The sequence below is a fragment of the Paenibacillus amylolyticus genome (assembly GCF_003719335.1).
Taxonomy (GTDB): Bacteria; Bacillota; Bacilli; order Paenibacillales; family Paenibacillaceae; genus Paenibacillus; species Paenibacillus amylolyticus_D.
In genome coordinates, this window is the sequence record NZ_RIAS01000023.1 from 16,563 (window position 1) to 39,123 (window position 22,561).

Annotated in this window: 23 protein-coding genes, 1 pseudogene and 1 other annotated feature; of the genes and pseudogenes, 17 read left to right on the forward strand and 7 right to left on the reverse strand. The window is 46.3% G+C overall.

The window, feature by feature from the left end; all coding sequences use genetic code 11:
• Positions 1-369: 369 nt before the first annotated feature.
• The 3 genes from EC604_RS26975 (at position 370) to EC604_RS26985 (ending at position 2,692) form a co-directional block, all read left to right on the forward strand.
• Complete coding sequence (locus EC604_RS26975) at positions 370-1,014, forward strand: hypothetical protein (protein ID WP_123067095.1); 645 nt, start codon at positions 370-372, stop codon at positions 1,012-1,014.
• Between the two features lie 13 nt (positions 1,015-1,027).
• Positions 1,028-2,035 carry an oxidoreductase gene (locus tag EC604_RS26980; RefSeq protein ID WP_123067096.1) on the forward strand — a complete coding sequence of 336 codons (1,008 nt, stop codon included), beginning with the start codon at positions 1,028-1,030 and terminating at the stop codon, positions 2,033-2,035.
• A gap of 93 nt (positions 2,036-2,128) precedes the next feature.
• Complete coding sequence (locus EC604_RS26985) at positions 2,129-2,692, forward strand: hypothetical protein (protein WP_123067097.1); 564 nt, start codon at positions 2,129-2,131, stop codon at positions 2,690-2,692.
• 42 nt (positions 2,693-2,734) lie between these two features.
• Here EC604_RS26985 and EC604_RS26990 read toward each other — a convergent pair whose 3' ends face one another.
• Positions 2,735-3,253 carry a MogA/MoaB family molybdenum cofactor biosynthesis protein gene (locus EC604_RS26990; protein WP_429350522.1) on the reverse strand — a complete coding sequence of 173 codons (519 nt, stop codon included), beginning with the start codon at positions 3,251-3,253 and terminating at the stop codon, positions 2,735-2,737.
• A gap of 170 nt (positions 3,254-3,423) precedes the next feature.
• Between EC604_RS26990 and EC604_RS26995 the strand changes: the two genes are divergently transcribed.
• The 6 genes and pseudogenes from EC604_RS26995 to EC604_RS31125 all read left to right on the forward strand — a co-directional run.
• The gene (locus EC604_RS26995) at positions 3,424-4,521 is read left to right on the forward strand and encodes a CobW family GTP-binding protein (RefSeq protein WP_123067137.1); all 1,098 of its coding nucleotides are present in this window, start codon (positions 3,424-3,426) and stop codon (positions 4,519-4,521) included.
• Between the two features lie 72 nt (positions 4,522-4,593).
• Positions 4,594-4,932: a four-helix bundle copper-binding protein gene (locus tag EC604_RS27000; RefSeq protein ID WP_123067098.1), complete on the forward strand. Its 339-nt coding sequence runs from the start codon at positions 4,594-4,596 to the stop codon at positions 4,930-4,932.
• 77 nt (positions 4,933-5,009) lie between these two features.
• Positions 5,010-5,301, forward strand: a binding site (T-box leader).
• Positions 5,302-5,367: 66 nt separating this feature from the next.
• Positions 5,368-7,143 (forward strand): arginine--tRNA ligase, encoded by a 1,776-nt coding sequence (argS, locus tag EC604_RS27005; RefSeq protein WP_123067099.1) that lies wholly within the window; start codon positions 5,368-5,370, stop codon positions 7,141-7,143.
• Between the two features lie 141 nt (positions 7,144-7,284).
• Entirely contained in the window at positions 7,285-7,830 is a 546-nt protein-coding gene (locus EC604_RS27010) for a hypothetical protein (RefSeq protein WP_123067100.1), read from the forward strand.
• Positions 7,831-7,959, forward strand: coding sequence for a hypothetical protein (locus tag EC604_RS30875; protein WP_275670056.1), 129 nt, complete (start codon positions 7,831-7,833; stop codon positions 7,957-7,959).
• Between the two features lie 24 nt (positions 7,960-7,983).
• A pseudogene (locus EC604_RS31125) lies at positions 7,984-8,118 on the forward strand (ElyC/SanA/YdcF family protein); the annotation flags it as partial.
• 225 nt (positions 8,119-8,343) lie between these two features.
• Here the strand turns inward: EC604_RS31125 and EC604_RS27020 are convergent.
• Both EC604_RS27020 and EC604_RS27025 read right to left on the reverse strand, forming a co-directional pair.
• Positions 8,344-10,437, reverse strand: coding sequence for an ABC transporter ATP-binding protein (locus EC604_RS27020; RefSeq protein ID WP_123067102.1), 2,094 nt, complete (start codon positions 10,435-10,437; stop codon positions 8,344-8,346).
• A gap of 12 nt (positions 10,438-10,449) precedes the next feature.
• Positions 10,450-12,195 carry an ABC transporter ATP-binding protein gene (locus EC604_RS27025; RefSeq protein WP_123067103.1) on the reverse strand — a complete coding sequence of 582 codons (1,746 nt, stop codon included), beginning with the start codon at positions 12,193-12,195 and terminating at the stop codon, positions 10,450-10,452.
• A gap of 525 nt (positions 12,196-12,720) precedes the next feature.
• Here EC604_RS27025 and EC604_RS27030 point away from each other — a divergent pair.
• Both EC604_RS27030 and EC604_RS27035 read left to right on the forward strand, forming a co-directional pair.
• On the forward strand, positions 12,721-13,020 hold the full coding sequence (locus EC604_RS27030) for a HesB/YadR/YfhF family protein (RefSeq protein WP_123067104.1): 300 nt from the start codon (positions 12,721-12,723) through the stop codon (positions 13,018-13,020).
• Positions 13,021-13,076: 56 nt separating this feature from the next.
• Positions 13,077-13,526: an NUDIX domain-containing protein gene (locus EC604_RS27035; RefSeq protein ID WP_123067105.1), complete on the forward strand. Its 450-nt coding sequence runs from the start codon at positions 13,077-13,079 to the stop codon at positions 13,524-13,526.
• 182 nt (positions 13,527-13,708) lie between these two features.
• Here the strand turns inward: EC604_RS27035 and EC604_RS27040 are convergent, their stop codons facing one another.
• The 3 genes from EC604_RS27040 to EC604_RS27050 form a co-directional block, all read right to left on the reverse strand.
• Positions 13,709-14,221, reverse strand: coding sequence for an ADP-heptose synthase (locus EC604_RS27040; protein ID WP_123067106.1), 513 nt, complete (start codon positions 14,219-14,221; stop codon positions 13,709-13,711).
• A 197-nt stretch (positions 14,222-14,418) separates the two neighbouring features.
• Positions 14,419-14,862, reverse strand: coding sequence for a DUF441 domain-containing protein (locus tag EC604_RS27045; RefSeq protein WP_090921075.1), 444 nt, complete (start codon positions 14,860-14,862; stop codon positions 14,419-14,421).
• 5 nt (positions 14,863-14,867) lie between these two features.
• Positions 14,868-15,887 carry a YpdA family putative bacillithiol disulfide reductase gene (locus tag EC604_RS27050; RefSeq protein ID WP_123067107.1) on the reverse strand — a complete coding sequence of 340 codons (1,020 nt, stop codon included), beginning with the start codon at positions 15,885-15,887 and terminating at the stop codon, positions 14,868-14,870.
• Positions 15,888-16,066: 179 nt separating this feature from the next.
• Between EC604_RS27050 and EC604_RS27055 the strand changes: the two genes are divergently transcribed.
• The 5 genes from EC604_RS27055 (at position 16,067) to EC604_RS27075 (ending at position 20,932) form a co-directional block, all read left to right on the forward strand.
• Entirely contained in the window at positions 16,067-16,660 is a 594-nt protein-coding gene (locus EC604_RS27055; protein WP_123067108.1) for a metalloregulator ArsR/SmtB family transcription factor, read from the forward strand.
• 578 nt (positions 16,661-17,238) lie between these two features.
• Entirely contained in the window at positions 17,239-18,258 is a 1,020-nt protein-coding gene (rsgA, locus tag EC604_RS27060) for a ribosome small subunit-dependent GTPase A (protein ID WP_240037246.1), read from the forward strand.
• A 57-nt stretch (positions 18,259-18,315) separates the two neighbouring features.
• Positions 18,316-18,654, forward strand: coding sequence for a L,D-transpeptidase (locus tag EC604_RS27065; protein WP_123067109.1), 339 nt, complete (start codon positions 18,316-18,318; stop codon positions 18,652-18,654).
• A 131-nt stretch (positions 18,655-18,785) separates the two neighbouring features.
• A complete protein-coding gene (locus EC604_RS27070; RefSeq protein WP_123067110.1) occupies positions 18,786-19,307 on the forward strand; it encodes a GNAT family N-acetyltransferase in 522 nt (173 codons plus the stop codon).
• Between the two features lie 143 nt (positions 19,308-19,450).
• Complete coding sequence (locus EC604_RS27075; RefSeq protein WP_123067111.1) at positions 19,451-20,932, forward strand: aldehyde dehydrogenase family protein; 1,482 nt, start codon at positions 19,451-19,453, stop codon at positions 20,930-20,932.
• Positions 20,933-21,579: 647 nt separating this feature from the next.
• Here EC604_RS27075 and EC604_RS27080 read toward each other — a convergent pair.
• Positions 21,580-21,819, reverse strand: coding sequence for a hypothetical protein (locus tag EC604_RS27080; protein WP_110892980.1), 240 nt, complete (start codon positions 21,817-21,819; stop codon positions 21,580-21,582).
• Positions 21,820-22,239: 420 nt separating this feature from the next.
• On the opposite strand from EC604_RS27080, the gene EC604_RS27085 reads away from it, so the two are divergent.
• Positions 22,240-22,560 carry a hypothetical protein gene (locus EC604_RS27085; RefSeq protein ID WP_090921061.1) on the forward strand — a complete coding sequence of 107 codons (321 nt, stop codon included), beginning with the start codon at positions 22,240-22,242 and terminating at the stop codon, positions 22,558-22,560.
• Position 22,561: the final 1 nt, after the last annotated feature.

A 22,561-nucleotide genomic window follows, 5' to 3' on the forward strand; every position in this document is an offset into this window, starting at 1 on the left:
ATAACCGGTAGGAATTACTGGCTTATGCCTTTTTGATATGATTGAAACGATGACGATTTTCAATTAACATGTGTGCAGTTTCATAGAAGTATGCTGGAGGAAGATGTATACTCTCTGAATAAGCAATAATTATGAAGCGACTTTTGCATAGCATCCCATCCATTGCATTACCTATTCCAAGCGTTCTCCGAAGTAAGATCAAATCAATTATTTCTCGGGAAAGCGCAGGAAACGCCAAATGCCGCCACATTTCGAAATTTACTTCGTCAGGAGGGGGAACCCTTTAGAAGAACAGTTGACCAGGAATGAAAATCAACACTGTTTCAAACTGATGTCAGCAGGGGATGAAAGGTAGAGGAGGGCTGGCTGATGACATATATGCTTGGACTGCTATGGGTTGCATTTATAGCTTATGCGCTGTTTATGGCGCCGGGGAACTCTCCCGCGAATGATCCGATATTCAAAGAATTACTTACATTGCAGAGCAGGGAGCCATGGCTACTGACAGTGTTTTCATGGCTGGGCATTTTTCCAGCTGTTTTTGCATGTATTTTACTTCGGAAATCAAAGGTAGCATCGAAGGGGCAGCGGATACCAGCCTGGCCGTTTGTCTTGTTTTCTTTTGGACTTGGAGCATTTGCGTTATTGCCCTATTTTGCGCTGATTTCACCATCCCGAACAGGCATGCATGATCCAGCACAATCTGTTAAACAGTCGAAACGAGGTGTTTCGCGAGTGGTATCGCATAAGCTGACCCATCTAATCCTGTTGTTTCTAACAATAGGATCAGCACTTTATGCGTTGACCGAAGGCAATCCCGATCGTTTCATGGATGCATTTTATCAATCCTCGTTTGTACATATCATGACGATTGATTTCGTAGTACTGACGTTACTATCTGCGTATGCTATCTTTCGGGATGCCAGAGTGAACGGACGAACAAGAAGCTGGGCGTGGGTAGGGTTACTGCCGCTTGCAGGGCCATTATTATATCTGATCACGGAACGAAAATAAGGAGATGAGACAGATGAAAGAACAATTTCAGGCTTATGTGGTACGTAAGGATGATCAGAAGGGAGTCACAGCAAATATTGAGCAGTTGAAAAAAGAGGACCTTCCTAACGGGGATGTGACCGTACAGGTACACTATTCCAGTGTGAATTATAAGGACGGATTAGCCTCTCTTGAAAAAGGAGGCGTCATACGGAATTATCCCATGGTACCTGGAATCGATATGGCCGGAACGGTAGATGAATCCGTGAGTGGACGTTTTGCACCTGGGGATCGGGTCATTAGTACGGGATTTGAACCCGGAGTCTCCCATTACGGGGGATATAGTGAGTATGCTCGTCTTCGCAGTGAGTGGTTAGTGCCTCTCCCGCAAGGGCTGAGTGAAAAAGAAGCGATGGCTATCGGAACGGCAGGTTTCACCGCTGGACTTTCGGTAGACGCCTTGTTACAAGCGGGGGTAACGCCATTAATGGGCAAAGTGCTAGTTACTGGCGCCACGGGAGGTGTTGGCAGCATGGCGATAGCTATCCTTGCAAAGCTTGGTTTTGAAGTAACGGCAAGCACAGGTAAAAAGCAGCAAGAAGAGGAACTGCTTCGCAATTTGGGAGCTTCCGAAGTCATTTCACGTGAAGAAGCGGATGCCCCAATCAAAGGAGCCATGGGCAAACAGCAATGGGCAGGCATAGTTGATCCAACCGCGGGTCCAGCACTGGCGGAGCGATTGAAGCAAGTTCAGTATGGCGGGGCTGTTGCTGTCTCCGGTCTAACTGGAGGAAATCAATTTGACTCAACCGTGTTCCCGTTTATTTTACGAGGTATCCAGTTGATTGGTATTGATTCAGTGTATTGTCCTATGGAACGCCGAGAACGAATCTGGAACAAGCTGGGCGGTGAATGGAAGCCAGACCGTGCACTTGCGCTGGGGGTTCAGGAGATTACACTGGAGCAATTGCCGCATACATTAGGGAACATACTGCAGGGCGGTGCAGTTGGGCGTACCGTTGTACGTGTCTCCTCTGAATAAGAATTACTTGGAATAAAATGTGTATTTCCTAGACATGCTAATTTTACCTGAAAGAGTCACTGTTACCGTGGCTCATGGAAAGGAAGGATAGGCATGTTGTTAAAGGAGAAAAAAACGAAACTTATAGGGCAAAATGTAAAACGCTTTTTAATGTTAAGTGGCGTGGTATTCCTGAGTGTCGTATCCCTAGTAGCTTGCACATCTTCATCTATTGAACAGGAACGTAAGCTCTATACAGGGGAAGCAACAACGGAAGGGAATTTCAGAGCCAAGCAACAAGGTCACGGGTTAAATGGTGCTTTGGCGAAAGAAATGGCAACTCGCTTTGCAGCCAAACATATTAAGCTGATGAACAATATGTTTGAGGAGGATGGTGATGGTGGTATGTCATATATGTATTTATTAAACGGTAGTGCAAGACATATCGTAAAAGTACACATTTACCGTGATGCGAAGATTCGTGCAGCACAAATGGAAGAAATGTATGGAGAACCTAAAGAGAATGCGGTTCTGGAGAATGTAATGGGCAGAACGACGATCCGCAGCAAAGGTCATGTATCATTGGTTTATACGGCTTCAGGTGGAGAGAAAGATGTGTATGCACGGGACGTCCTGCAAGTATTTGAACAGGTGTTGCAACAAATAAAAGAGCAGTGACATACATGCTGTTCAAGTGGAAAAAACAACCCGTCTGATGATTCAGACGGGTTTATATATTTCGCGCATCACATGGCGCAGTTCAGGCAAAATAATGCGTTCCATGGCAAGTTTAACGGCCCCGCGAGAGCCTGGCATTGAAAATACAGCTGTACGTCCGATGGTTCCGGCAACCGCACGGCTGAGAATAGCTGCTGAACCAATATCTTCGGTATAACTTAGGTAACGGAATATTTCACCAAAGCCTGGCAGCTCTTTGTCCAGAAGGGAAGAGACAGCTTCATATGTAGTATCCCTTGGAGCAATACCGGTACCTCCGCTTAACAGTACGGCTTCGATATCATCCCTTACAACGGCATCTTGAAGAATCGTCTGAATCTGTTCTGTCTCGTCAGGTGTAATGATATACTCCACAACCTGATAGCCAGACTGGTGCAACAACTCATGCATAAGTTGACCGCTCGTATCGGTTTCTTTGGTACGTGTGTCCGAAACGGTAACAACCATGCAGGCGACCGTTTGTGGAGCTTCCTGACGGTGCTGTTCAACTGAATTGGTCATTGAAATCCTCCTCAAATAAACATGTCCTCATAGCATAGAACATTCATGTAAATCCGGCAATGAAGTTTTTGTTAACAGAACAGGCGTATTGCACAACATTTGAAGGATGGTGTACACTCGCTTAATAGAGTCAGACTAAGGGTAGGTATGGGCAGAGAGGTGTGTAAATGATGAGTATCACGAATGAACAAAAACCAAGTATTCCTGTATATATTTTGTCCGGTTTTTTGGGAAGCGGTAAAACAACATTGCTTGTAAAGCTCATAGAACACTGGAAACAGCAGGGTCTGCGTCCAGCCGTGGTGATGAATGAACTGGGTGAAGTGAATCTGGATGGTCAGATCGTAGATGAGGAAGTACCCATGGCAGAAATGTTGGGCGGATGTATCTGCTGCACTGTACGAGGAGATCTTGGACTTCAGCTGGCAGACCTCATTCAAGAAGAGTCACCCGATGTTATCGTAATCGAAGCAACGGGTGCAGCGAATCCGATGGAAATTTTGGATGCGGTGACGGAAACTTCTCTCTATATGCGTTTGGAGCTGAAAAGTTTGATCACCGTAGTGGATGCAGCTCATCTGTCAGGTCTGTACCAGGAGCAAAAAGGAAAAACCTTCAAATTGATGCAAGAACAGATTCGTTGCGCTTCGGTGTTACTTTTGAATAAAACCGATCGGGTTCAAGCGCAACAATTGCAGGACTTGGAAAAGCTTCTGAATAGATGGAATGGCTTTGCCCCCGTTATTCCAACGGTCAAATGTGAAGTGTCTATGGAACTATTGCTACATAGTGGTGCCGACGTCCACATTCACCAATCCCATATAGCAGGCGATGGGTCGAAAAATGCAGGAGAGACTCATGTGCATACAGAAGCATGCCGTGCTCATGGATGCAATCATGGACATGATCACACGGATCAACGTGACAGCAACCATTCAAGCAACCACGACGAGCATTCTGTCAAGTCACATACATCACATGAACATGTCATGGTATATACACATTATTTCAGTCAACCTGTGAACAGCGAAGCATTCGAACAGTTTGTGATTAACTTGCCGCGTGACGTATATCGGGCAAAGGGAATCCTTTCATTTAGCGATACTGCAAGCCGGTTCTGGTTTCAGTATGCTTATCGTGAGTCGGATTACATGAAGATCACACCTCAAGGAGATGTGCCGAATGTAGCTGTGTTTATCGGTGAGCATTTTGATCAGACTGCCATCCGCGAACAATTGCTGGAATTGGAAGCGGTAAAACAAGACTAGGTTAATGGTTCAAAGTTCCTCCCGGGTGGGTATTAAGAAGCATAGCAAACTTTGCCTGGGAGGTAACTTTAAATGACACAACAACAATACCAACAATGTATCGATGCTTGCCTGGAGTGCATGAATGCTTGCAATGTATGTTACATATCGAGTTTGAAAGAATACGATTTGGCGATGCTTCGTGACTGTATCCGTCTGAACCGGGAATGTGCTGATATATGTGCATTTGCAGCGCAAGCGATGACACGTGGAAGTGATTTCATCGGTGAAATCTGTGAACTGTGTGTCAAAGCATGTGAAGCCTGCGCAGCAGAATGCGGGAAACATGAACATGATCATTGTCAGGCCTGCGCTGAAGCTTGCCGTAGATGTGCTGAGGCTTGCCGTTTAATGGCTGCGGTTGCTAAATGATCTTTAGTATCACTTTCAAATAACGGGGTTGCTAATCCATACCAGGATATGTATAATGATTTGAAATGATCGAAACAGCAATATCCGTGATCGGGAGAGTAGCTCAGATTCAACCATGGCAGCGAGCCGGGACAGGTGTAAGCCGGTATGTGATGAACTGTGTGAAGCGCACCCGTGAGATGGTTATCCGAAGTCATATATAGGCGCCATTTGGAGTTCGTTGTATATGAATTTGAGGGTAATCCGGCATGCAACCGTTATTTGCACCGAGCGGATCGGTTTTACTTGACTTGCAGCTTGCTGTAATGCAGGTGACTGTTCACTTAGAGTGGTACCGCGGGAACTGTAAACACAGCTCTCGTCTCTTATTTGAAGAGACGAGAGCTTTTTTGCGTTTATTTTAGGCATATTTCATGCAGAGAAGGAGTGTTGGATGTGTTATTGAAACAGGCTGCAACTCAGATTGCCCCGTTAACCGGGCTTACACCAGAAGAAGTATTGAGATTATTGGAAGTTCCACCGCAAGAGGAAATGGGAGATGTTGCATTTCCGTGCTTTACGCTAGCCAAGTCGCTACGAAAGGCACCGGTCGTTATTGCTGGAGAAATTGCCGTTGCATTACAGACTGAGGGTATGGATGCTACAGCTGCGGGTCCTTATGTGAACATTCGTTTTGACCGGAATGTTCTGGCGCCCCAATTGCTCGAGGAATTGGGTAGTGAGACATTTGGTAAACTGCAGCTCGGGCAAGGAGCGCGTGTTGTCATTGATATGTCCTCGCCTAACATTGCGAAACCGTTTGGCATTGGGCATTTGCGTTCGACGGTTATTGGTGCAGCATTGTATCGTTTATATAACGAAGCGGGTTATACCTCAGTAAGTGTGAATCACCTAGGGGACTGGGGAACCCAGTTTGGCAAGCAAATCACGGCATATAAGCGGTGGGGAAATGAAGAGACACTACAAGCGGATCCGATTCGTAATTCTCTCGAACTATATGTTCGTTTTCATGATGAAGCAGAGAAAGATCCTTCTCTAGAAACCGAAGCACGGGAATGGTTTCGTAAGCTGGAGCAGGGGGATGAAGAAGCGCAACGTTTATGGACCTTCTTCGTAAACGTGAGTATGCAGGAGTTCAACCGGATGTATGAACGCTTGAATGTGGATTTTGACCATACGCTGGGTGAGAGCTTTTATAATGACAAGATGGGTGCAGTTGTGGAGGAACTTCGAGCCAAAGGACTGCTGGAGGAAAGTGACGGTGCGCTCGTTGTACGGCTAGATGAAGAGAACATGCCACCATGTCTGATTATTAAAAAAGATGGAACCACGATCTACCCAACCCGGGATTTGGCAACGGCAATCTATCGTCATGATGTGATGCAGGCAGATAAGTTGTTGTACGTTGTGGGTGGGGAGCAAAAGCTTCACTTCCGTCAAGTGTTTACGGTATTGTCCAAGATGGGGTATGACTGGGCAGACCATTGTGAGCACATTCCGTTTGGTCTGATGCGTTTCGAGGGACGGAAGATGTCCACACGCCGGGGAAAGGTGGTTTTTTTACAGGAAGTACTGGATGAAGCCGTCGCTCGTGCCTTGCAAATTATTCAGGAAAAAAATCCGAATCTGGAGCAGGCTGAGCAGGTAGCCGAAGCCGTTGGTGTAGGGGCGATTATTTTTGGTGATCTGCGCAACAACCGCATGAACGACATTGATTTTTCGCTGGAGGACGCGGTAAGTTTTGAAGGGGAGACTGGCCCTTATGTGCAATATACTCATGCCCGTATTCAAAGCGTGCTTGCCAAAGCCGCTAATGTGTCACATGATGAACAGGAAATGGATTTGGACACGAATGGCTCTATTGCGGAGAGCACAGAAGCGAGTGCTGAGGTTGGAGAAACACACTTGGAGAAGGATCGGATGAATAACCTTCCGGTGGCTATTATCGGCGATACTTCTTGGGCGTTGCTGAAATTGCTTAGTGACTATCCGTCTTATCTGGAAAAAGCAGTGCTTCGCAACGAACCATCGGTGATTGCTAAATACACGATAGACGTTGCCCAAGCCTTTAACCGGTTTTATCATGCTGAACGGATTGCGGATGCGCCGTCAGGTGTCAAAGCTTTTCGGGTGAAATTGGCCGAGCACACCGCCAAACGTCTGGCTTACAACTTGTCTTTATTGGGCGTACGGGCTCCCGAGCGGATGTGATCTAAGTTCAGATTACGAAAACAGGAGGGAATCCGAAGTTAGGCGCTGGCTTTTCCGGCAACTTGAATGTTGTTTGCAGTTTGGTTACGATAGAGACATAATAAACAGCCAAGGTGCACGGATGGAAAGGAGCGCTCGCATATGCATAACACGAATTTCCAGGATGATTTCATGCTGGACAGCGAACACTCCAAAGAATTGTTTGCCTATTACGGCTTGGCCGTATATTATGGACAGGCGCTGGAACAGCAACTGGTTAATCTTATTTTGCTAACTAAAATGTCACAAGGCAAGGTAGTAACTGAGGAGGAACTGGAGGAGCTGTACGAGCGGAAAATGAGTAGTTCACTGGGGCAACTTATTCATGAGGCACGCCATCATTTTACGTTTTCCGAAGAAGAAACAAGCAGTCTGAATGAATTATGGCAACAGCGAAATCGGATCGTGCATCATTATTTCAAAGAGCGCATTCATGAAACTTTCAGTCCGGAAGGTCGGACACGTATGATTAAGGAATTGCATGATTTTAAAGAACGTGCACAGGAACTGGAGCTCATACTCCAGCAATATATAAGTGCCTGGATCGCAGCATTGGGATTAAAGGATGAGTCTGCGGCAGCATGGGCTGCTTTGGAACGAATGCATGCCGCGAGGTTTCAGGAACGTGGTCCAGATGAGGAGTCATGAGTGCCAAACATTCAAGCAGAACGCAGCTATAAAGGTATTACAAAACGCAGTGTAGTTATGGGGATGGCATTGCTGTTCTTATTTGTTCTCATCTGGGCAGGGATCACAGCTGCAAGCATCCTCTCTTAGATGCATGAAAGTTCACCAAGAGCATCTGATGCAGCGATTGTGTTGGGTGCAGCGGTGCAAGGACAAATCCCTTCGCCGGTATTTCGTGAACGAATTGAACAAGCGATAAGGTTATATAAGGTAGGCACGGTACGTAACCTCATTTTTACAGGTGGCTCCAGTTGTCCGAGAAATAATCATGTATATGGGATATACACTGAGGGGTTGGACTTAAGCGGCAAACTTGAAGGTGAAGAACCAACCTATAATTAATAAATAATAAAACCCGCGCTGACAGTAACCGGAAGGCTGCTGTACAGAACGGGTTTTATGTGTTGCTGTAAGACGTGTTGTATGTCTTTGCTAACGAACATAATCTGTTCCGTGATATGCAAGGTAAGAAGCTTAAACATGTCCTCCAGCGAGTGACGCCGAAGCTGTACTTAAGGTATCGGCTGAACGAGTCGAACCATCAGCGATGGCTTCTCCTTGAGCCCCTTGCTGCAACTGATACATCTGATAATAGCGTCCTTTCCGCTCCATCAGCTCATCATGCGCCCCTTGCTCTACAATTTTTCCACGATGCAGAACGAGGATCTGATCTGCGGAGCGAATCGTTGACAGACGGTGGGCGATGATGAAAGTAGTACGTCCTTTTTTGAGGACTTCCAGCGCGCTCTGGATTAAAGCTTCCGTTTCCGTATCAATGTTGGCAGTGGCTTCGTCCAGAATCAGGATTGCGGGATCAAAGGCGAGTGCGCGTGCAAAAGAAATCAACTGCCGCTGTCCGGCAGACAGTGTGCTGCCTTTCTCAACCACCGGCTCGTCAAAACCTTGTGGCAGATGGGCCAGAATACGCTCTGCACCTACATCACGCAGTGCCTGCTCAATGCGTGTCCGGGAAATTTTTTCATCACCGAGACTGACATTGGAAGCAATCGTGCCTGTGAAGAGATATGGGTCTTGCAGTACGATCCCCATATGTTCACGAATCCACTGCTTAGGCAATTCCTTAACGTTCTGTCCGTCAATCGTGATTTTGCCTTTTTGCGGATCATAGAACCGGAACAGTAGATTGATGATCGAACTTTTACCAGAACCGGTGTGACCTACGAGTGCCACGGTCTGACCTTGCGAAGCTTTGAACGAAATGTTATTCAGCACATAATCCTTTTTATAGGCGAACGACACATCGTCGAAGACGACATTACCTTTGTATCTCGGCATCGATCCGTCTGTAACCGGTTCTCCTTTTTCATCCATCAGCTCAAATACACGGCCGGCGGAGACAAGGGAAGAGTCCAGGTTCGCAAGCTGGTTGACCATACCGATGATCGGCTGGAACAACCGACCGAGAACATCGACAAAAGCATACAATACACCGAGTGAAATAATGCTTGTGCCTGTGATTGCACCTGCTCCGAAGTACCACAGAACTACGGCAAAGGCAATATTCCGCAGTACATTTACCAGGTTATGAGAGGTAAAGGCATTCAGATTCAGCATTTTGTTCTGATGTTTCATATAGTCTTCATTTAGCTCTTCGAATTCCTGCCGGGTTTGCTTCTGGCGGCGGAACACACGAATGATGGACATGCCCTGAATGGACTCATTGATGATGGCATTAATCTCACTTAGCCGCGAGCGAATAATCGTATTATAACGGGTAGCAAACTTGCGATAGAGCACAATCCACGCAATGAGCATCGGTACAACGAACAATGAAATCAGACCCAGACGTACATCGAGCAAGAAGAGAGCAACATAAACTCCCGTAATCGTAATGATGCCTGAGAAAAAGTTGGACAGAACCGCCACGAACAGATCTTTGACGGCCTCTGTATCGTTGGTGACCCGGGAGACAACCTTTCCAGCGGGCAGGTTATCAAAAAAGTTTACCGGCAGCCGCTGAATGTGTGCATACACATCGTTGCGAAGCCGCTGAATGACCTTGTTGGCAGAGGATTGCAGCCAGAAGGTTTTACCGAACTCCATAATAACGGAGATCACAAGAAAGATCAGATAATACACAATCAATTGATAGATGCTGGGCATCTCGGGTTTGTAAAAGGCAAAAAGTTCACCGGCAGATAGCGGCACCGCCGCGTATTGCCCAGTAATTTCACCCGCGCGAGTCACCGTTAAAGTTCCGTTCGCGTATGAACGATCGCCATCGGGAGCACTGACCGGTTCACTGACAAAGTAAAAGCTTTTGCCAGCTTGCAGAACGCGTATCTCGGCTCCTTTGGTTTCGCCCGGTGTAAACAAACCTTCACGTTTATAGCTTTTTCCTTGATAAATTGCAGCTTCTGGTGAAGCGGCCGTTTCATAGAATGGCTGCTCGATGGCGAGCAAGTGATTATCAATCATGGATTTGGCGATAAAGGGTCCGGCGAGTTCAGCCGCAACACCAATCGTCAGCATGATTAAGGCAGCGATGAATGTACCTTTGGCTTTCAAGGCATAGTCCAGCAGCCTTTTACCTGTATTGGACTTCAAAGTATTGACCTCCTACGTGGACAGATTGGACTCGACCTGTTGCCGTTCATATTGTTCACGGTACCAGCCATTCTTGGCGAGTAGTTCCTGGTGAGTGCCTTCTTCCGTAATTTTACCGTGCTCCAGCACGATGATCCGATCTGCGTGTTCGATAGCGGACAGGCGGTGTGTCGAGATCAGTGTTGTTTTGCCAGCACGTTTGCTGCGAATGTTTTCAATGATTTTAGCTTCTGTGCGAGCGTCAACAGCAGACAGGGCATCGTCAAGAATGAGAATATCCGGATCTGCGATAAAAGCCCGAGCGAGAGATACCCGTTGTTTTTGTCCACCAGACAAGGCGATGCCTTTTTCACCAACGAGTGTATCCAGACCATCAGACAAGGTTCCGAGGTCGCCGTCAAAGGCGGCAGTACGAATCGCTTCCATAATGACATCATCAGACGCGTCGGGTTTACCGAATTGAATGTTCTGACGAACCGATTTGGAGAACAAAACTTGTTCCTGTGGCACGTATCCAATCCAGCTGTGCAGGTCATCCTTCGCAATATCCTCGATGGAATGTCCTGAAATACTGAGAGTACCTGATCCAGCAGGGTATTCGTGAAGTAACTGTTTTAGCAGAGTGGATTTTCCACTTCCCGTGCGTCCTACCACGCCAAGTGTCTGCCCGCGCTGAAGGGTGACATTGATATGACTGAGATTGTCGACGGTAGAGGTCGGATACCGGAAAGTCACGTCTTCCATAACAATCTCATCCGGTTGCGTAATATGAACAGGATGTTCTTTGTCCTGAACAGCAGGCTGAACGGATAACGTTTCGTTCACCCGATCCAGAGAAGCGCTCCCCCGTTGCATGAGGTTAATTAATTCACCGATGGCAAACATCGGCCAGATCATCATCCCTAGGTACATGTTGAACGATACGAGGTCTCCCAGGGTGATTTCATTGTGGAATACAAGATAAATACCGTAGGCCAGTGCAATGACATAACTTAGACCTACGAATAGTCGAATGGTTGGTTCAAATAAAGCATCCATCCGGGCAACAGCCAGATTTTTGCGGTATACATCTTCCGTGACATCAGCAAATCGTTTCTCGTCCAGACGTTCCTGAACGTACGCGCGTACAACACGGATACCTGCAATGGACTCTAACACCTGATCGTTCATATCACCAAAGGCGTCCTGTGCCAACGTATAACGTTGATGCACTGCTTTACCATAGATCATCATCGCGATGGCGATAAAAGGCAGGGGCAGAATTGCAGCCAAGGTCAGCTTCCAGCTAACGAGGAAACCCATGGCGAACAGTACAGTTAAGAGAAATGCTGTGGAGTCTGTTAACGTGAGCATACCGAAACCTGCGGTTGTGGCAATCGAACGAAGATCGTTGGTGGCGCGAGCCATCAGATCCCCGGTCCTGTTTTTTTCGAAAAAGGGTGGTGTCATGCGCAACAAATGATCCATGAAGCGAGAGCGTAGTAATCGTTCTACGAGATTGGCTCCGCCGAATAATTTGTGCATCCATATGTACGTAATCAGATAGATAATAATGACCGTCCCAAGAATAAGTGCAATGTAAAACGTTAATGAGGCGCTTGTGATGGAGCCGCGTACGATCTCGTCGATGGCGTTCCCCAGAAGGCGCGGAGGCAGCAACTCAGCAATGCCCACAAGGATGAGCAAAATGACACCAATCAGGTATCTTTTGCGTTCCAGCCTGAAGAACCAGGCCAGGTTTTTAAGTACGGAGAACAAGTGTTATCCCTTCCTTTCGTTGTCCAAGAAGTGCAAAGTTTCGTTCAAAATGACATTAAAGCTTCTTAAGGTCCATTCAAGCGCAGTTCGATTCAATAAAAAACCCACAAAAAAAGACACACCGCACGCAGGCGGTATGTCTTTTATCTTCATACGGCAGCATGACTCCGAGAGCAGAGCCGCCGCCGTACATAAGGTATTGTGAGCGAGCTTGACAGGGATCTGATAAAAAGAGACACCTGAAGTGCTGTCTTATGAACGGAAAAGTGATTTCGGGGATACTCCGGTATTTAATTGTGTGTGAATGTGAACCAACTTATGTGTGTTAAACACCGTAATCACCCTTTCTTGTTAATGGAAATAAATGCAATGTAGACCTCGTATGTTTGCATCTTACCACCCGTTTTTACAATCTGTCAAACATTTTTCACAAGCTCGTATGCCTATATATGATTTACAGGGTTTGTGTTCAAGCCGCTCTAGCGATATGATGTAACATATATATACAAAAGGAGCTGACATCACATGAGTACCATACACGTATCCGACCAAGCTGCTCGCTGGTACAAAGAAGAATTGAATTTGAACGAAGGAGACAGCATCCGCTTTTTTGCCCGTTACAGCTCTGGCGGTGGTCTTCATCCGGGATTTTCTTTGGGAATTGCCGTTGAAAAACCGAGACATCCTGCGGATCAAACGGAAGTTTCCGGCATTCAATTTTTTATGGAAGATCACGATTACTGGTATCTGAAAGGGCATCAGTTGCATGTAGATGTTGTAGAGGATGGCCGGGATATTGAATATCGGTATACTGAAGTGCAGTAAACACTAGCTAATAACTGAAAGGGGAGCACCGTCTTTTTGAAAAGGAGGGATGAGGAGTGGATCTGCCGGCGCGGGATATTGGGCAATATATTGCCAAACGTGCAAATATTGTAGTCAAAGCGGCCATTATGGCTGCGAATGAACAAGGTGAGCTGCTGCTCATCCAGCATGCGGAACAGGGGCATTGGCGATTGCCTGTCGGAGAGATGCGCCCTGGTGAGTCTATTGAAGAGGCGGCGCATCGTGAACTTTGGGAAGAGACAGGGTGGACTACGGAATCTGTAATTTTTGAAGCGTTATACTCCGGCCCCGAGTTGAGGCAAGTGCATGCGAACGGCGATGAGGAATACTATGTCATTGCTTTGTTTAAGGCCCTAATTATTCATGATCATCTTGTGGAAGCGCGGGTAAACAGCGATGCGGGATTGAAGTTTTTTGATCCGAATGCACTGCCTTCGATGAACAGCATCAGCCAAACGCTACTGGAACAGTCTGGCTTAAAGTAATATGTGCAGGCAGCACGAACGTTTAAGGTAACAGGATAAACTTCAGTGTGTACATTGTGGATCTTTAGTATGTGCAGAGTGAATTTGAAGATGAAACTGTAGTGTATGAACTCAAAAAAAGACCTCGACTGCCACTATACAGTGGAAGTTGAGGTCTTTTGCATTTTTTTGTGTTCTTTGGATTATACCTGATCCAGTGGCGCATCATCCATTGCAAAATCGAAATCATCGATATCAAACACCTGCACAGGTGACTCGGACTCAATGATGCGGGCAATTAACTCCACTTGATCGGTCAGGATTGGAACGCCCAGACGCTGAGATGTGAGAATCAGTTCTGTCTCAATCGGATCAAAATATTCGCCATATTGGGCGGTGTCCATCGAGTTAACGATGGTAATGGAAGCTTGATTACCAAACAGAATGGCAGGGCTTTTTGCCCAGGGAACCGCTAGGGCGCGCTCAATCTTTTTCTTATTTAAGGGCTCCTCGAAATAGGAGATCAATTCGTTGATTTTGGATTTGACGTGCTGGTCATCTGTGGGATTATCCATCATGGGGTCAGCACTGCTCTGAAATTCATATAGTTCAAGGATGGTGGTGTAAGGAACGATATATTCCACAGGCGCCGGCGGCGCAAGCAATTGACCGTAAATAGCCACCATCACGGCTTCGGTAACAAAGGGACGTGACATGGTTCCTGAATCCTCCTGAGGACGATAAACGTCGTGAAGTGCTAAATGAGTTCATCTGACAAGGCGAGAAGGCTGCCCATTCCCTGTTGCAGATGAAGTATCTGTTTGCATGAATAGAAGTATAGCACAGAGCGGTGGGAAATACAGCCAGTTTGCAAAAGCATACATGCTTACCGAACTGTATCATTCCGTACGCTTCAGGATTTGCCTAAAAGCAGGGACAGGATGCCTGCTGCAATCAATGGCCCGACGGGTACACCTTTGAACAAGGCAACGCCTAGAACTGTACCGATCAAGAGGCCTGCCACAACTGTTGGCTGTGTGCTCATCAGCGATGCGCCGCGACCACCCAGATAAGCCACAAGCAAACCAACGCCGATGGCGAGCAGTGACTTCCAATGCAGAAATGATTCACCGATGGTCTGCAGGCTCATTTTACCACTGGCAAGAGGAGCCATGACACCAATCGTCAGAATGATAATACCCAGTGTGAGTCCGTATTTTTCAAGCCAGGGAAAGGCTTGATTGACGTTCAATACACGAAGCAGTAACAGGAATACCATCGCTACAGTTACAGGTGTGTTACTGCTAATGATGCCAAGCGCTGCGAACACAAGCAACAGAAGGGAGGTCATATCCATGGATTTCATTGCTCCTCAGATTGAGCATGATTACTGCCGCCACGATGTTCTGTTTTGCTAATAATATGTTCAGCAATGTAGCGTCCATGCCAGCGGCCTGATTCGATGAATACTTCATTGGCATTGCGCCCTGAAGCGATAACACCCCCCACATAAACGCCTGGTACACTGCTTTCCATCGTTTGGGGATCGTATAATGGCTTATCCATATCCTCAGACATCTCTGCTCCAATGGAGGCAAGCAATTGGCGATCAGGCCTGAACCCGGTCATGGCGAGCACGAAGTCATTCTCAAGTTCGCTCTCCGAACCATCTGTGTGCACAATTCGAATGGAATCATCCAGGATTTCATTAACACGTGAACCGAGATGAAGCGTAATGCGGTTTTTCTGCACCATACTTTCGAATAACGGGCGAACCCAAGGCTTGATATGCTCGGACAGACCTGTACCGCGGTATACCATATCAATATGAGCGCCAACCCGGACAAGCTCCATGGCGGCGTCAACCGCTGAGTTACTTCCACCAACGATGGCCACGCGTGTATTGGTATATGGGTGCGCTTCACGGAAGTAATGGGTGACTTTATCCTTGTCTTCACCAGGGATGCCGAGGTAATTCGGGTGATCGAAATAGCCGGTAGCTACGACGACATGTCGCCCTTGATGTACGATGGTTTCTCCACGCCGATTAACCGTATGTACCTCGAAGGTGCCGTCTTCTTTACGCTGGATCTTACGGGCTTCCTCATAATTATGAATACGCAGGCCGAAATGTTCGGCTACTTTGCGATAATAGGCAAGTGCTTCATAACGAAACGGCTTGTCATTGGCCGAACTGAATGGCACGTTCCCGATCTCCAGCAACTCGGCTGTACTAAAAAATTGCATGTGAGTCGGGTAGAGATAGATGGATTGTACGATATTGTGTTTCTCAATAATGACAGCGGACAATCCTACCCGCTCACATTCAATGGCAGCGGACAGACCGCATGGGCCTCCGCCAATAATAATGACATCTTCCATGTTCTTAATCCTCCTTCATTACAAGCAATATAATCCTACCGTAAATAACACTTCAATGCCAGTTCTGCCAGGCGTCACAATGTGATAAAAAATCAAATAATAAATTGAATTGACTTCCAGATGAATAAAGATTAGTATCAAATTAGATACTTATCTAATTAAATGTGAGGTGTACATTGATGCAGCTTGAGAAAATTGTGGCCTATCACAAAGCCTTGGCTGATCCTACACGGCTGCGGATGCTCCTGCTTCTTTCCGAAGGAGAACTGCATGGACAAGCGCTCGCGGAGCGCCTTAACTTGTCTCAGCCGACGGTGACTCATCATGCTGCCAAGCTGAGAGAAGCTGCGCTTATTCAAGAGCGGCGGGAGAAAAATACGGTTTATTTTACACTGAACCCTGCGTTTATTCGCGAACATGCTCAGGCTTCAGTTGATTTTATTTTCAAAAGAAAGGAGCAGTCTGATATGACAGATGTGAACGAAACCCTGAAAGCGTCCATCATGAGGAACTTTTTTTCCAAGGATGGCCGGCTTCGTCAAATTCCTGCACAGTACAAGAAAAAGCTGGTCGTGCTTGAATATCTGGTGGAGCAATTAGAGTTTGGACGCAAGTACAGCGAAAAAGAAATCAACACGTTTATTCAGGAATATCATGAGGATTTTGCTACCCTTCGCCGGGAATTTATCATGCATCAGTTCATGTACCGCGAAGACGGAGTGTATGAATTAAATCCGCGAGAAATGTGGACGAGATGGGATCAGGTGAAATAAAGAGAGAATAGCAATAAAAAATAAAGGGCTTGACAAACGCACAACAGACTGTGTAACATGATGGCATATTCTACAAGGGAGGCGATGTTCATGACAAATCTAACGGCAGTATACGTGGAGTTGAATAGGAACAGCGTCTCCGGAACGGATCAAGGTACATCGATTTTGCTATAGCTGGATAGAAATATCCAACTTTGGCGAGCGATGATAAGACCTTCAGACAAAGTCACGGGGCACGTACCCGTGGCTTTTTTGTGTGCTGATAGGGGGGAGTTCCAGGGCTAGAATAACGGAGTGGGTATAGGCTAACCGTTATTCCATATGCTGTGGGGACAACCTTATTCAGATAACTATGATTTGCCGCGGGTGTGAACAACCTCGTGGTTTTTTTGTTTGGATCTGTAATCGGAGATGCAGGATGGTGTCGTGAAAAAAATTGAATTTAAACACACTTAAACTGAAACATAAACAATCTGGGAGGAATTTTTATTTTAAATCAACGTATTGAAAAGAATGGTATTGAAAATTATGGCTGGTCTGCGGCATGGGAGAAACGATGGTCTGAGGAACAGCTGGTCTTGGAATGCAGACGACCTGCCCGAATTATTGCGGATCATGGACAAATGCAGCGTCTGATCACAGCGGGCGGAGAATGTTGGGGCAAAATGTCAGGAAAACTTCGTCATGATAACTTGGAGACAGGACTTGCACCAGCTGTTGGCGATTGGGTAGCTGTGGCAGGAGAACAGGGTGAGGAAGCGATTATTCATCATGTTTTGCCACGTCAGAGTCGTGTATCCAGGCAAGCCGCTGGCCCGGTAACGAAAGAACAACTGATTGCAGCAAACGTAGACACCCTTCTGATCGTTGCGGCCCTTAATCATGATTTTAACCTCAGAAGACTTGAAAGATATGTGTTAATGGCTTGGAACGGGGGAGTTAGACCGGTTATCGTCCTGAGTAAAAGTGATCTGTGTGATGAAGTGCAGGAACGAATCCGTGAGGTGGAGGGTATTGCACCAGGCGTGGAGGTACTGGCGATCTCGGCAATAGAAGGACAAGGGAAGGAAATGCTGGAAACCTATCTGAAACCAGGAGCAACTGTAGCGCTCACAGGCTCCTCCGGAAGTGGCAAGTCCACACTCGTTAACTGGATGATGGGCAAAGATGTTCAGATTACGCAATCGGTGCGTGAAGGGGACAGCCGAGGCAGACATACAACGACACACCGGGAGATGTTTGTATTACCACAGGGAGCTGTCTTGATCGATACGCCAGGCATGCGTGAACTCCATCTCTGGGACGAAGGAGAAGAAGGCCTTTCACAGGCATTTGGAGAGATTGATGAGTTGTCTGGTGCGTGCAGATTTATGGATTGCAGTCATACGAAGGAAGAGGGCTGTGCAGTTAAAGAGGCCGTTGAAAACGGTGAACTGGATGAGAAGAGGCTGTATAACTTTCTCAAGATGCAGAAAGAAATGCAGTATCAGCGGCGCAAGGAGGAGATGGCTTCACGCAAACGGACAGCTTCAAGCAAACCGGTAAAAACGCGCAAGGCCAAGCATGCCCATCGGGCCAAAGATTGGGAACAGGACTGATATGAGGCGGGGCATCCGTAGTTGTCTTGCATAGGATAAGGCAGGAGGGATGTCGTGATGCCGAGTTACAGAATCATCGTGGACTTGTCCGACCATATGTTATATCTGCTGGATGGAGATCAAGTCGTGAAAGGTTATCCGGTAGCCACAGGTAAAATGCTTACCAGTACTCCAAACGGAGAGTTCACCATTGTCAACAAACAAGAGAATCCTGGAGGGCCCTTTGGTGTGCTCTGGATGGGTCTTTCTAAGCCACATTATGGTATTCATGGAACGAATGAACCTTCGTCGATTGGCAAGTCCGTATCACATGGTTGCATTCGGATGTACAATTCAGACGTGCTGGATTTGTCCTCGAAGGTATCCGTGGGAACCCGAGTTACGATCCGGCCATAGGCCGGATTCTACTTCTATTTTAGTAAACGTGATGGATATGATAAACGTGATAGATATAGTAAACGTGGTGAATGTTCATAGTCCATTGAGTGTGGAAGAATTCATTTTAAGAGAGAAGGGGGGAGAAATCTATGCGAATTAGACTAGCACGTGAAGGGGATGCGTGGGGGATCGCATACGTACATACAGAGAGCTGGAAAACGACATACCGAGGAATTGTGCCAGATCATGTTTTGGATTTTTTGACTGCAGAATCCCGATTAGCTCAGTGGGAACAGCAGTTACGCTCTGACGAAAATGATCAGATTTTGATCGTCGCTGAGGATGAAGAGGGGAAAATTGTCGGTTTTGCCTGTGGAGGTAAGGAACGCGAAGGTCAATTAACCTATGATGGCGAACTGTACGCCATTTATCTGCTCCAGTCTCATCAGCAGTCTGGAATAGGCAGACAACTTGTGGAGCGGGTGGTTCAGCATCTCCAGACATGCCAGATTGGTAATATGATTATTTGGGCTTTGGAGCGAAACCCGGCGTGTAGCTTTTATGAAAAAATGGGCGGCATACCTGTTCATACACAGTCGATTCGTATCGGGGACAAAGATTTGGTGGAAATCGCGTATGGCTGGTCTGATCTAGCTTCTTTTGAGGCATAGTGCCCACGTGGCTTTGAACATGTTGTGACAAAGCCCGATCCGCTTTCAGGTTGCATTATCCGTTTGCCTAACTTCGAACAAGGTTAATGAATGGGACATCGTTTTTTATGTACATTCTAATCTGAAGATCGGAGGCATGTATCATGACTTTAGTGGATAACCAACATAAAACGGCAACGTGGACTAAACAGTTCATTTCAGGTAAATGGGTGGAAGGCTCAGGCGAGAAAACGATAGAGAACATTAATCCGTATACGGGTGAAGTGATCGCAACCTGGCGTTCTTCCAGTCAAGAAGATATAGATCAGGCTTATGAGTCTGCGCAAAAAAGTTCGGTGGAATGGAAAGCAACGTTGCCTTCCATGAAGGAAGGGGTACTCCGTAAAGTCTCCTCTTTAATGGAAGAACGAAAAGATGAGATTATACAGCTACTCATTACGGAATCCGGTAGCACACGCATCAAAGCTGAAGCAGAATTTGCCGCAGCGAGACGTATCGCGGATGAATCGGCTTCATTTTCTTTTCGAATGAAAGGCGAACTGCTTCCGTCCAATACGCCGGGCAAAGAAAATCGGGTAGTCCGTGAGCCCAAAGGGGTTATCGGCGTTATTGGACCATGGAATTTTCCGCTACATCTATGTTTGCGTTCCGTCGCACCCGCGATCGCACTCGGTAACGGTGTGGTGATTAAACCCGCTTCGGATACCCCGATTACAGCAGGATGGCTGATTGCGGATCTGTTTGAACAAGCGGGTCTGCCAGAGGGGGTATTAAATGTAGTTGCCGGAAGCGGAAGCGAGATTGGGGATTATTTTGTCACACATCCTATTCCCAAGGTCATTTCATTTACGGGTTCTACAGAAGTGGGCAAGGGCATTGGTAAACTCGCCGGTGAACATCTCAAAGAAACTGCACTGGAACTCGGTGGCAACAATGCCATGATCGTTCTGGATGATGCGGATGTTGAGCATGCGGCACAGGCTGCAGTGTTCGGAAAGTTCCTGCATCAGGGTCAGATTTGCATGGCGCTAAACCGTATTATCGTACACGAAGATATTTACGACCGGTTTGTTCAATCCTTTGTTAATAAAACGAAAAACATACATGCCGGTGACCCGGCTGACGAGAAAACACTAGTTGGCCCCCTGATCCGAAAGAAAGAAGTGGAACGGCTTCTAGAGCTCGTAAAGCAGGCTAAAGAGGAAGGTGCACAATTAGTGCTTGGAGGAACACAGCAGGAAAGTGTGCTTATGCCCACGGTGCTTGCAGACGTCAAACCCGAACAAGAAATTGTACAGCAGGAACTGTTCGGACCAGTAGCCATCATTATGAAAGCTAAAGATGAGCAGAATGCTATCAGGCTGGCTAATGATACCCCTTATGGTCTGAGTGGCTCTGTATTTACGGGCAACTTGGAGCGGGGCTACCAAGTGGCAGAGCAGATTGAATCGGGTATGGTACATGTGAACGATCAAACGGTGAATGATGAAGCGCATGTCATGTTTGGCGGAGAGAAATCGTCCGGCATAGGTCGTTTTGGCGGAGACTGGGCGATTGATAAATTCACACGTACACGCTGGATCAGTCTACAGCATCAATTTCGGGAGTATCCGGGCGTGAACTAAGTCGAATATGCATGAATAGAGATTGGCAGTCCGTGGTGTATACGAGTCGGTTCGCGATGAAGCGACAGGAGATGCATGAAGCCCGTCTGAGCAGTATTGGGAAGGGCTTTTGCATCATTTTACAACGGATGCAAATACCGCTCTCAATTGAATGGAAAAGCTGTTTGGGCAACTTCTGATCTGGTTATTTATGGATACACGGACCAAAGTGCTCCGTAAATATCATGGCAAAGGGGCTTGGAGCTTATGTCCATTGACCGCTTTATTTTAAGGAAAATAAGTACCTGTCAGGAAGAACATACACGAGCAAATTTGGTTAGATTGTTTGTCATTCGAATACGAAAAGCTGAGTGTGCAGAAGAACATGATGCGGCTTATGTGTTGGAAAAGCTGAAATAAAAGGAATAAAGGGTGCGGAAGGAATGTTTCTAGTAATGATACTAGAAGTGTTACTAGTAGTGAAGTGACGCTAATAATGCATTAGAAGATGACCGAAATTGGAGTTTTGTCTCAACATCCTTGCGGGGATGTGCCGAAAACCATGTCAAAAAGGAAGCTTGTCCTTCATAGGGAAGCTTCCTTTTTCATGGTAACGTATAAACGAAGGAGAATAGATTCTTCTTCAATGATAGTGCACTGACTCTTCTTCAATATAAGGATAGAGCAAGAGAGTCGTTTTCACTGCGGCTGTGAAGGATAGCTTCGCCGCCCACAATTTCAATACTAATCAAAGAGTGCAGACATTTTTGCAAAGCGCGTTTACCATTACTGATCTTATGCTCAAGAGCACTGCTAAGCAATCTTAATGTTTTTTGCACAGGTTGTTTGTTTTCTTGATTAAAATATACAGGGATTGATTTGTTTTGAAATGTTATTAGAGTTCTCACTTGAAATCACCTCACGAGAGTTATTTCATACAGGTAATATTAAATACCAATACTTAAAATTACCTTAAAATCAGCTTATGAAAACATAAAGGTGGATAAAGTTTGAAAAGTGTTCACAATTCAATTGTGGACGAAGGAATAAAAGTCCCGAATTCATTCTTTTATTTTTCTATTAAATGGTAATTCAGGCGAGGTTTTCGCATCGTTGCAATTTTTTTATGTAACTATGACACGAAAGTTCTGAGTCAAATGAACGATATTTTAATATAAACGTGGGTCATATGTAACAAAATTACAGCGGATACGTTGCAAACAAGGATTTTATATAAGAAAATAGGATGGAATACCGTTTCACTCGCAATTTTTTGATTTAATCTGACATTAGGACAATTTACATATGAGACCTTGGGAGGGATTCACATGATTCTAACCGTGTATTCCGGCCGGGAGGAAGGCGAATGGTTCGACATTGAGGTTCCGGATGAATGCACCATTGAACACCTGAAGACGTTGCTCGGTGTACGAATATTCGGACAGGCACCGGGAGATGGCATTCAGTATATTTTGGAAGCTAAATTTCCTGAGGGACTATGGTTTACCCCCCAGAACGCCCAGCAACTAATGGAGACGGGTCTGCGTCAGGGAAGCTGTGTGCGTGTACAGCGGGCTTTTTCAACGACTTCTGAAGAGGCCCCGATCTACGGGAGACGCTCGTTATTTCAGCAGGAGAGCAACGAATGAC

What these genes read in the sequence shown, in the direction of transcription:
- EC604_RS26975 (WP_123067095.1), top strand. Translation starts at nt 370, where the DNA reads ATGACATATATGCTTGGACTGCTATGGGTTGCATTTATAGCTTATGCG.
- EC604_RS26980 (WP_123067096.1), top strand. Translation starts at nt 1,028, where the DNA reads ATGAAAGAACAATTTCAGGCTTATGTGGTACGTAAGGATGATCAGAAG.
- EC604_RS26985 (WP_123067097.1), top strand. Translation starts at nt 2,129, where the DNA reads ATGTTGTTAAAGGAGAAAAAAACGAAACTTATAGGGCAAAATGTAAAA.
- EC604_RS26990 (WP_429350522.1), bottom strand. Translation starts at nt 3,253, where the DNA reads ATGACCAATTCAGTTGAACAGCACCGTCAGGAAGCTCCACAAACGGTC.
- EC604_RS26995 (WP_123067137.1), top strand. Translation starts at nt 3,424, where the DNA reads ATGAGTATCACGAATGAACAAAAACCAAGTATTCCTGTATATATTTTG.
- EC604_RS27000 (WP_123067098.1), top strand. Translation starts at nt 4,594, where the DNA reads ATGACACAACAACAATACCAACAATGTATCGATGCTTGCCTGGAGTGC.
- EC604_RS27010 (WP_123067100.1), top strand. Translation starts at nt 7,285, where the DNA reads ATGCATAACACGAATTTCCAGGATGATTTCATGCTGGACAGCGAACAC.
- EC604_RS27030 (WP_123067104.1), top strand. Translation starts at nt 12,721, where the DNA reads ATGAGTACCATACACGTATCCGACCAAGCTGCTCGCTGGTACAAAGAA.
- EC604_RS27040 (WP_123067106.1), bottom strand. Translation starts at nt 14,221, where the DNA reads ATGTCACGTCCCTTTGTTACCGAAGCCGTGATGGTGGCTATTTACGGT.
- EC604_RS27045 (WP_090921075.1), bottom strand. Translation starts at nt 14,862, where the DNA reads ATGGATATGACCTCCCTTCTGTTGCTTGTGTTCGCAGCGCTTGGCATC.
- EC604_RS27050 (WP_123067107.1), bottom strand. Translation starts at nt 15,887, where the DNA reads ATGGAAGATGTCATTATTATTGGCGGAGGCCCATGCGGTCTGTCCGCT.
- EC604_RS27055 (WP_123067108.1), top strand. Translation starts at nt 16,067, where the DNA reads ATGCAGCTTGAGAAAATTGTGGCCTATCACAAAGCCTTGGCTGATCCT.
- EC604_RS27065 (WP_123067109.1), top strand. Translation starts at nt 18,316, where the DNA reads ATGCCGAGTTACAGAATCATCGTGGACTTGTCCGACCATATGTTATAT.
- EC604_RS27070 (WP_123067110.1), top strand. Translation starts at nt 18,786, where the DNA reads ATGCGAATTAGACTAGCACGTGAAGGGGATGCGTGGGGGATCGCATAC.
- EC604_RS27075 (WP_123067111.1), top strand. Translation starts at nt 19,451, where the DNA reads ATGACTTTAGTGGATAACCAACATAAAACGGCAACGTGGACTAAACAG.
- EC604_RS27085 (WP_090921061.1), top strand. Translation starts at nt 22,240, where the DNA reads ATGATTCTAACCGTGTATTCCGGCCGGGAGGAAGGCGAATGGTTCGAC.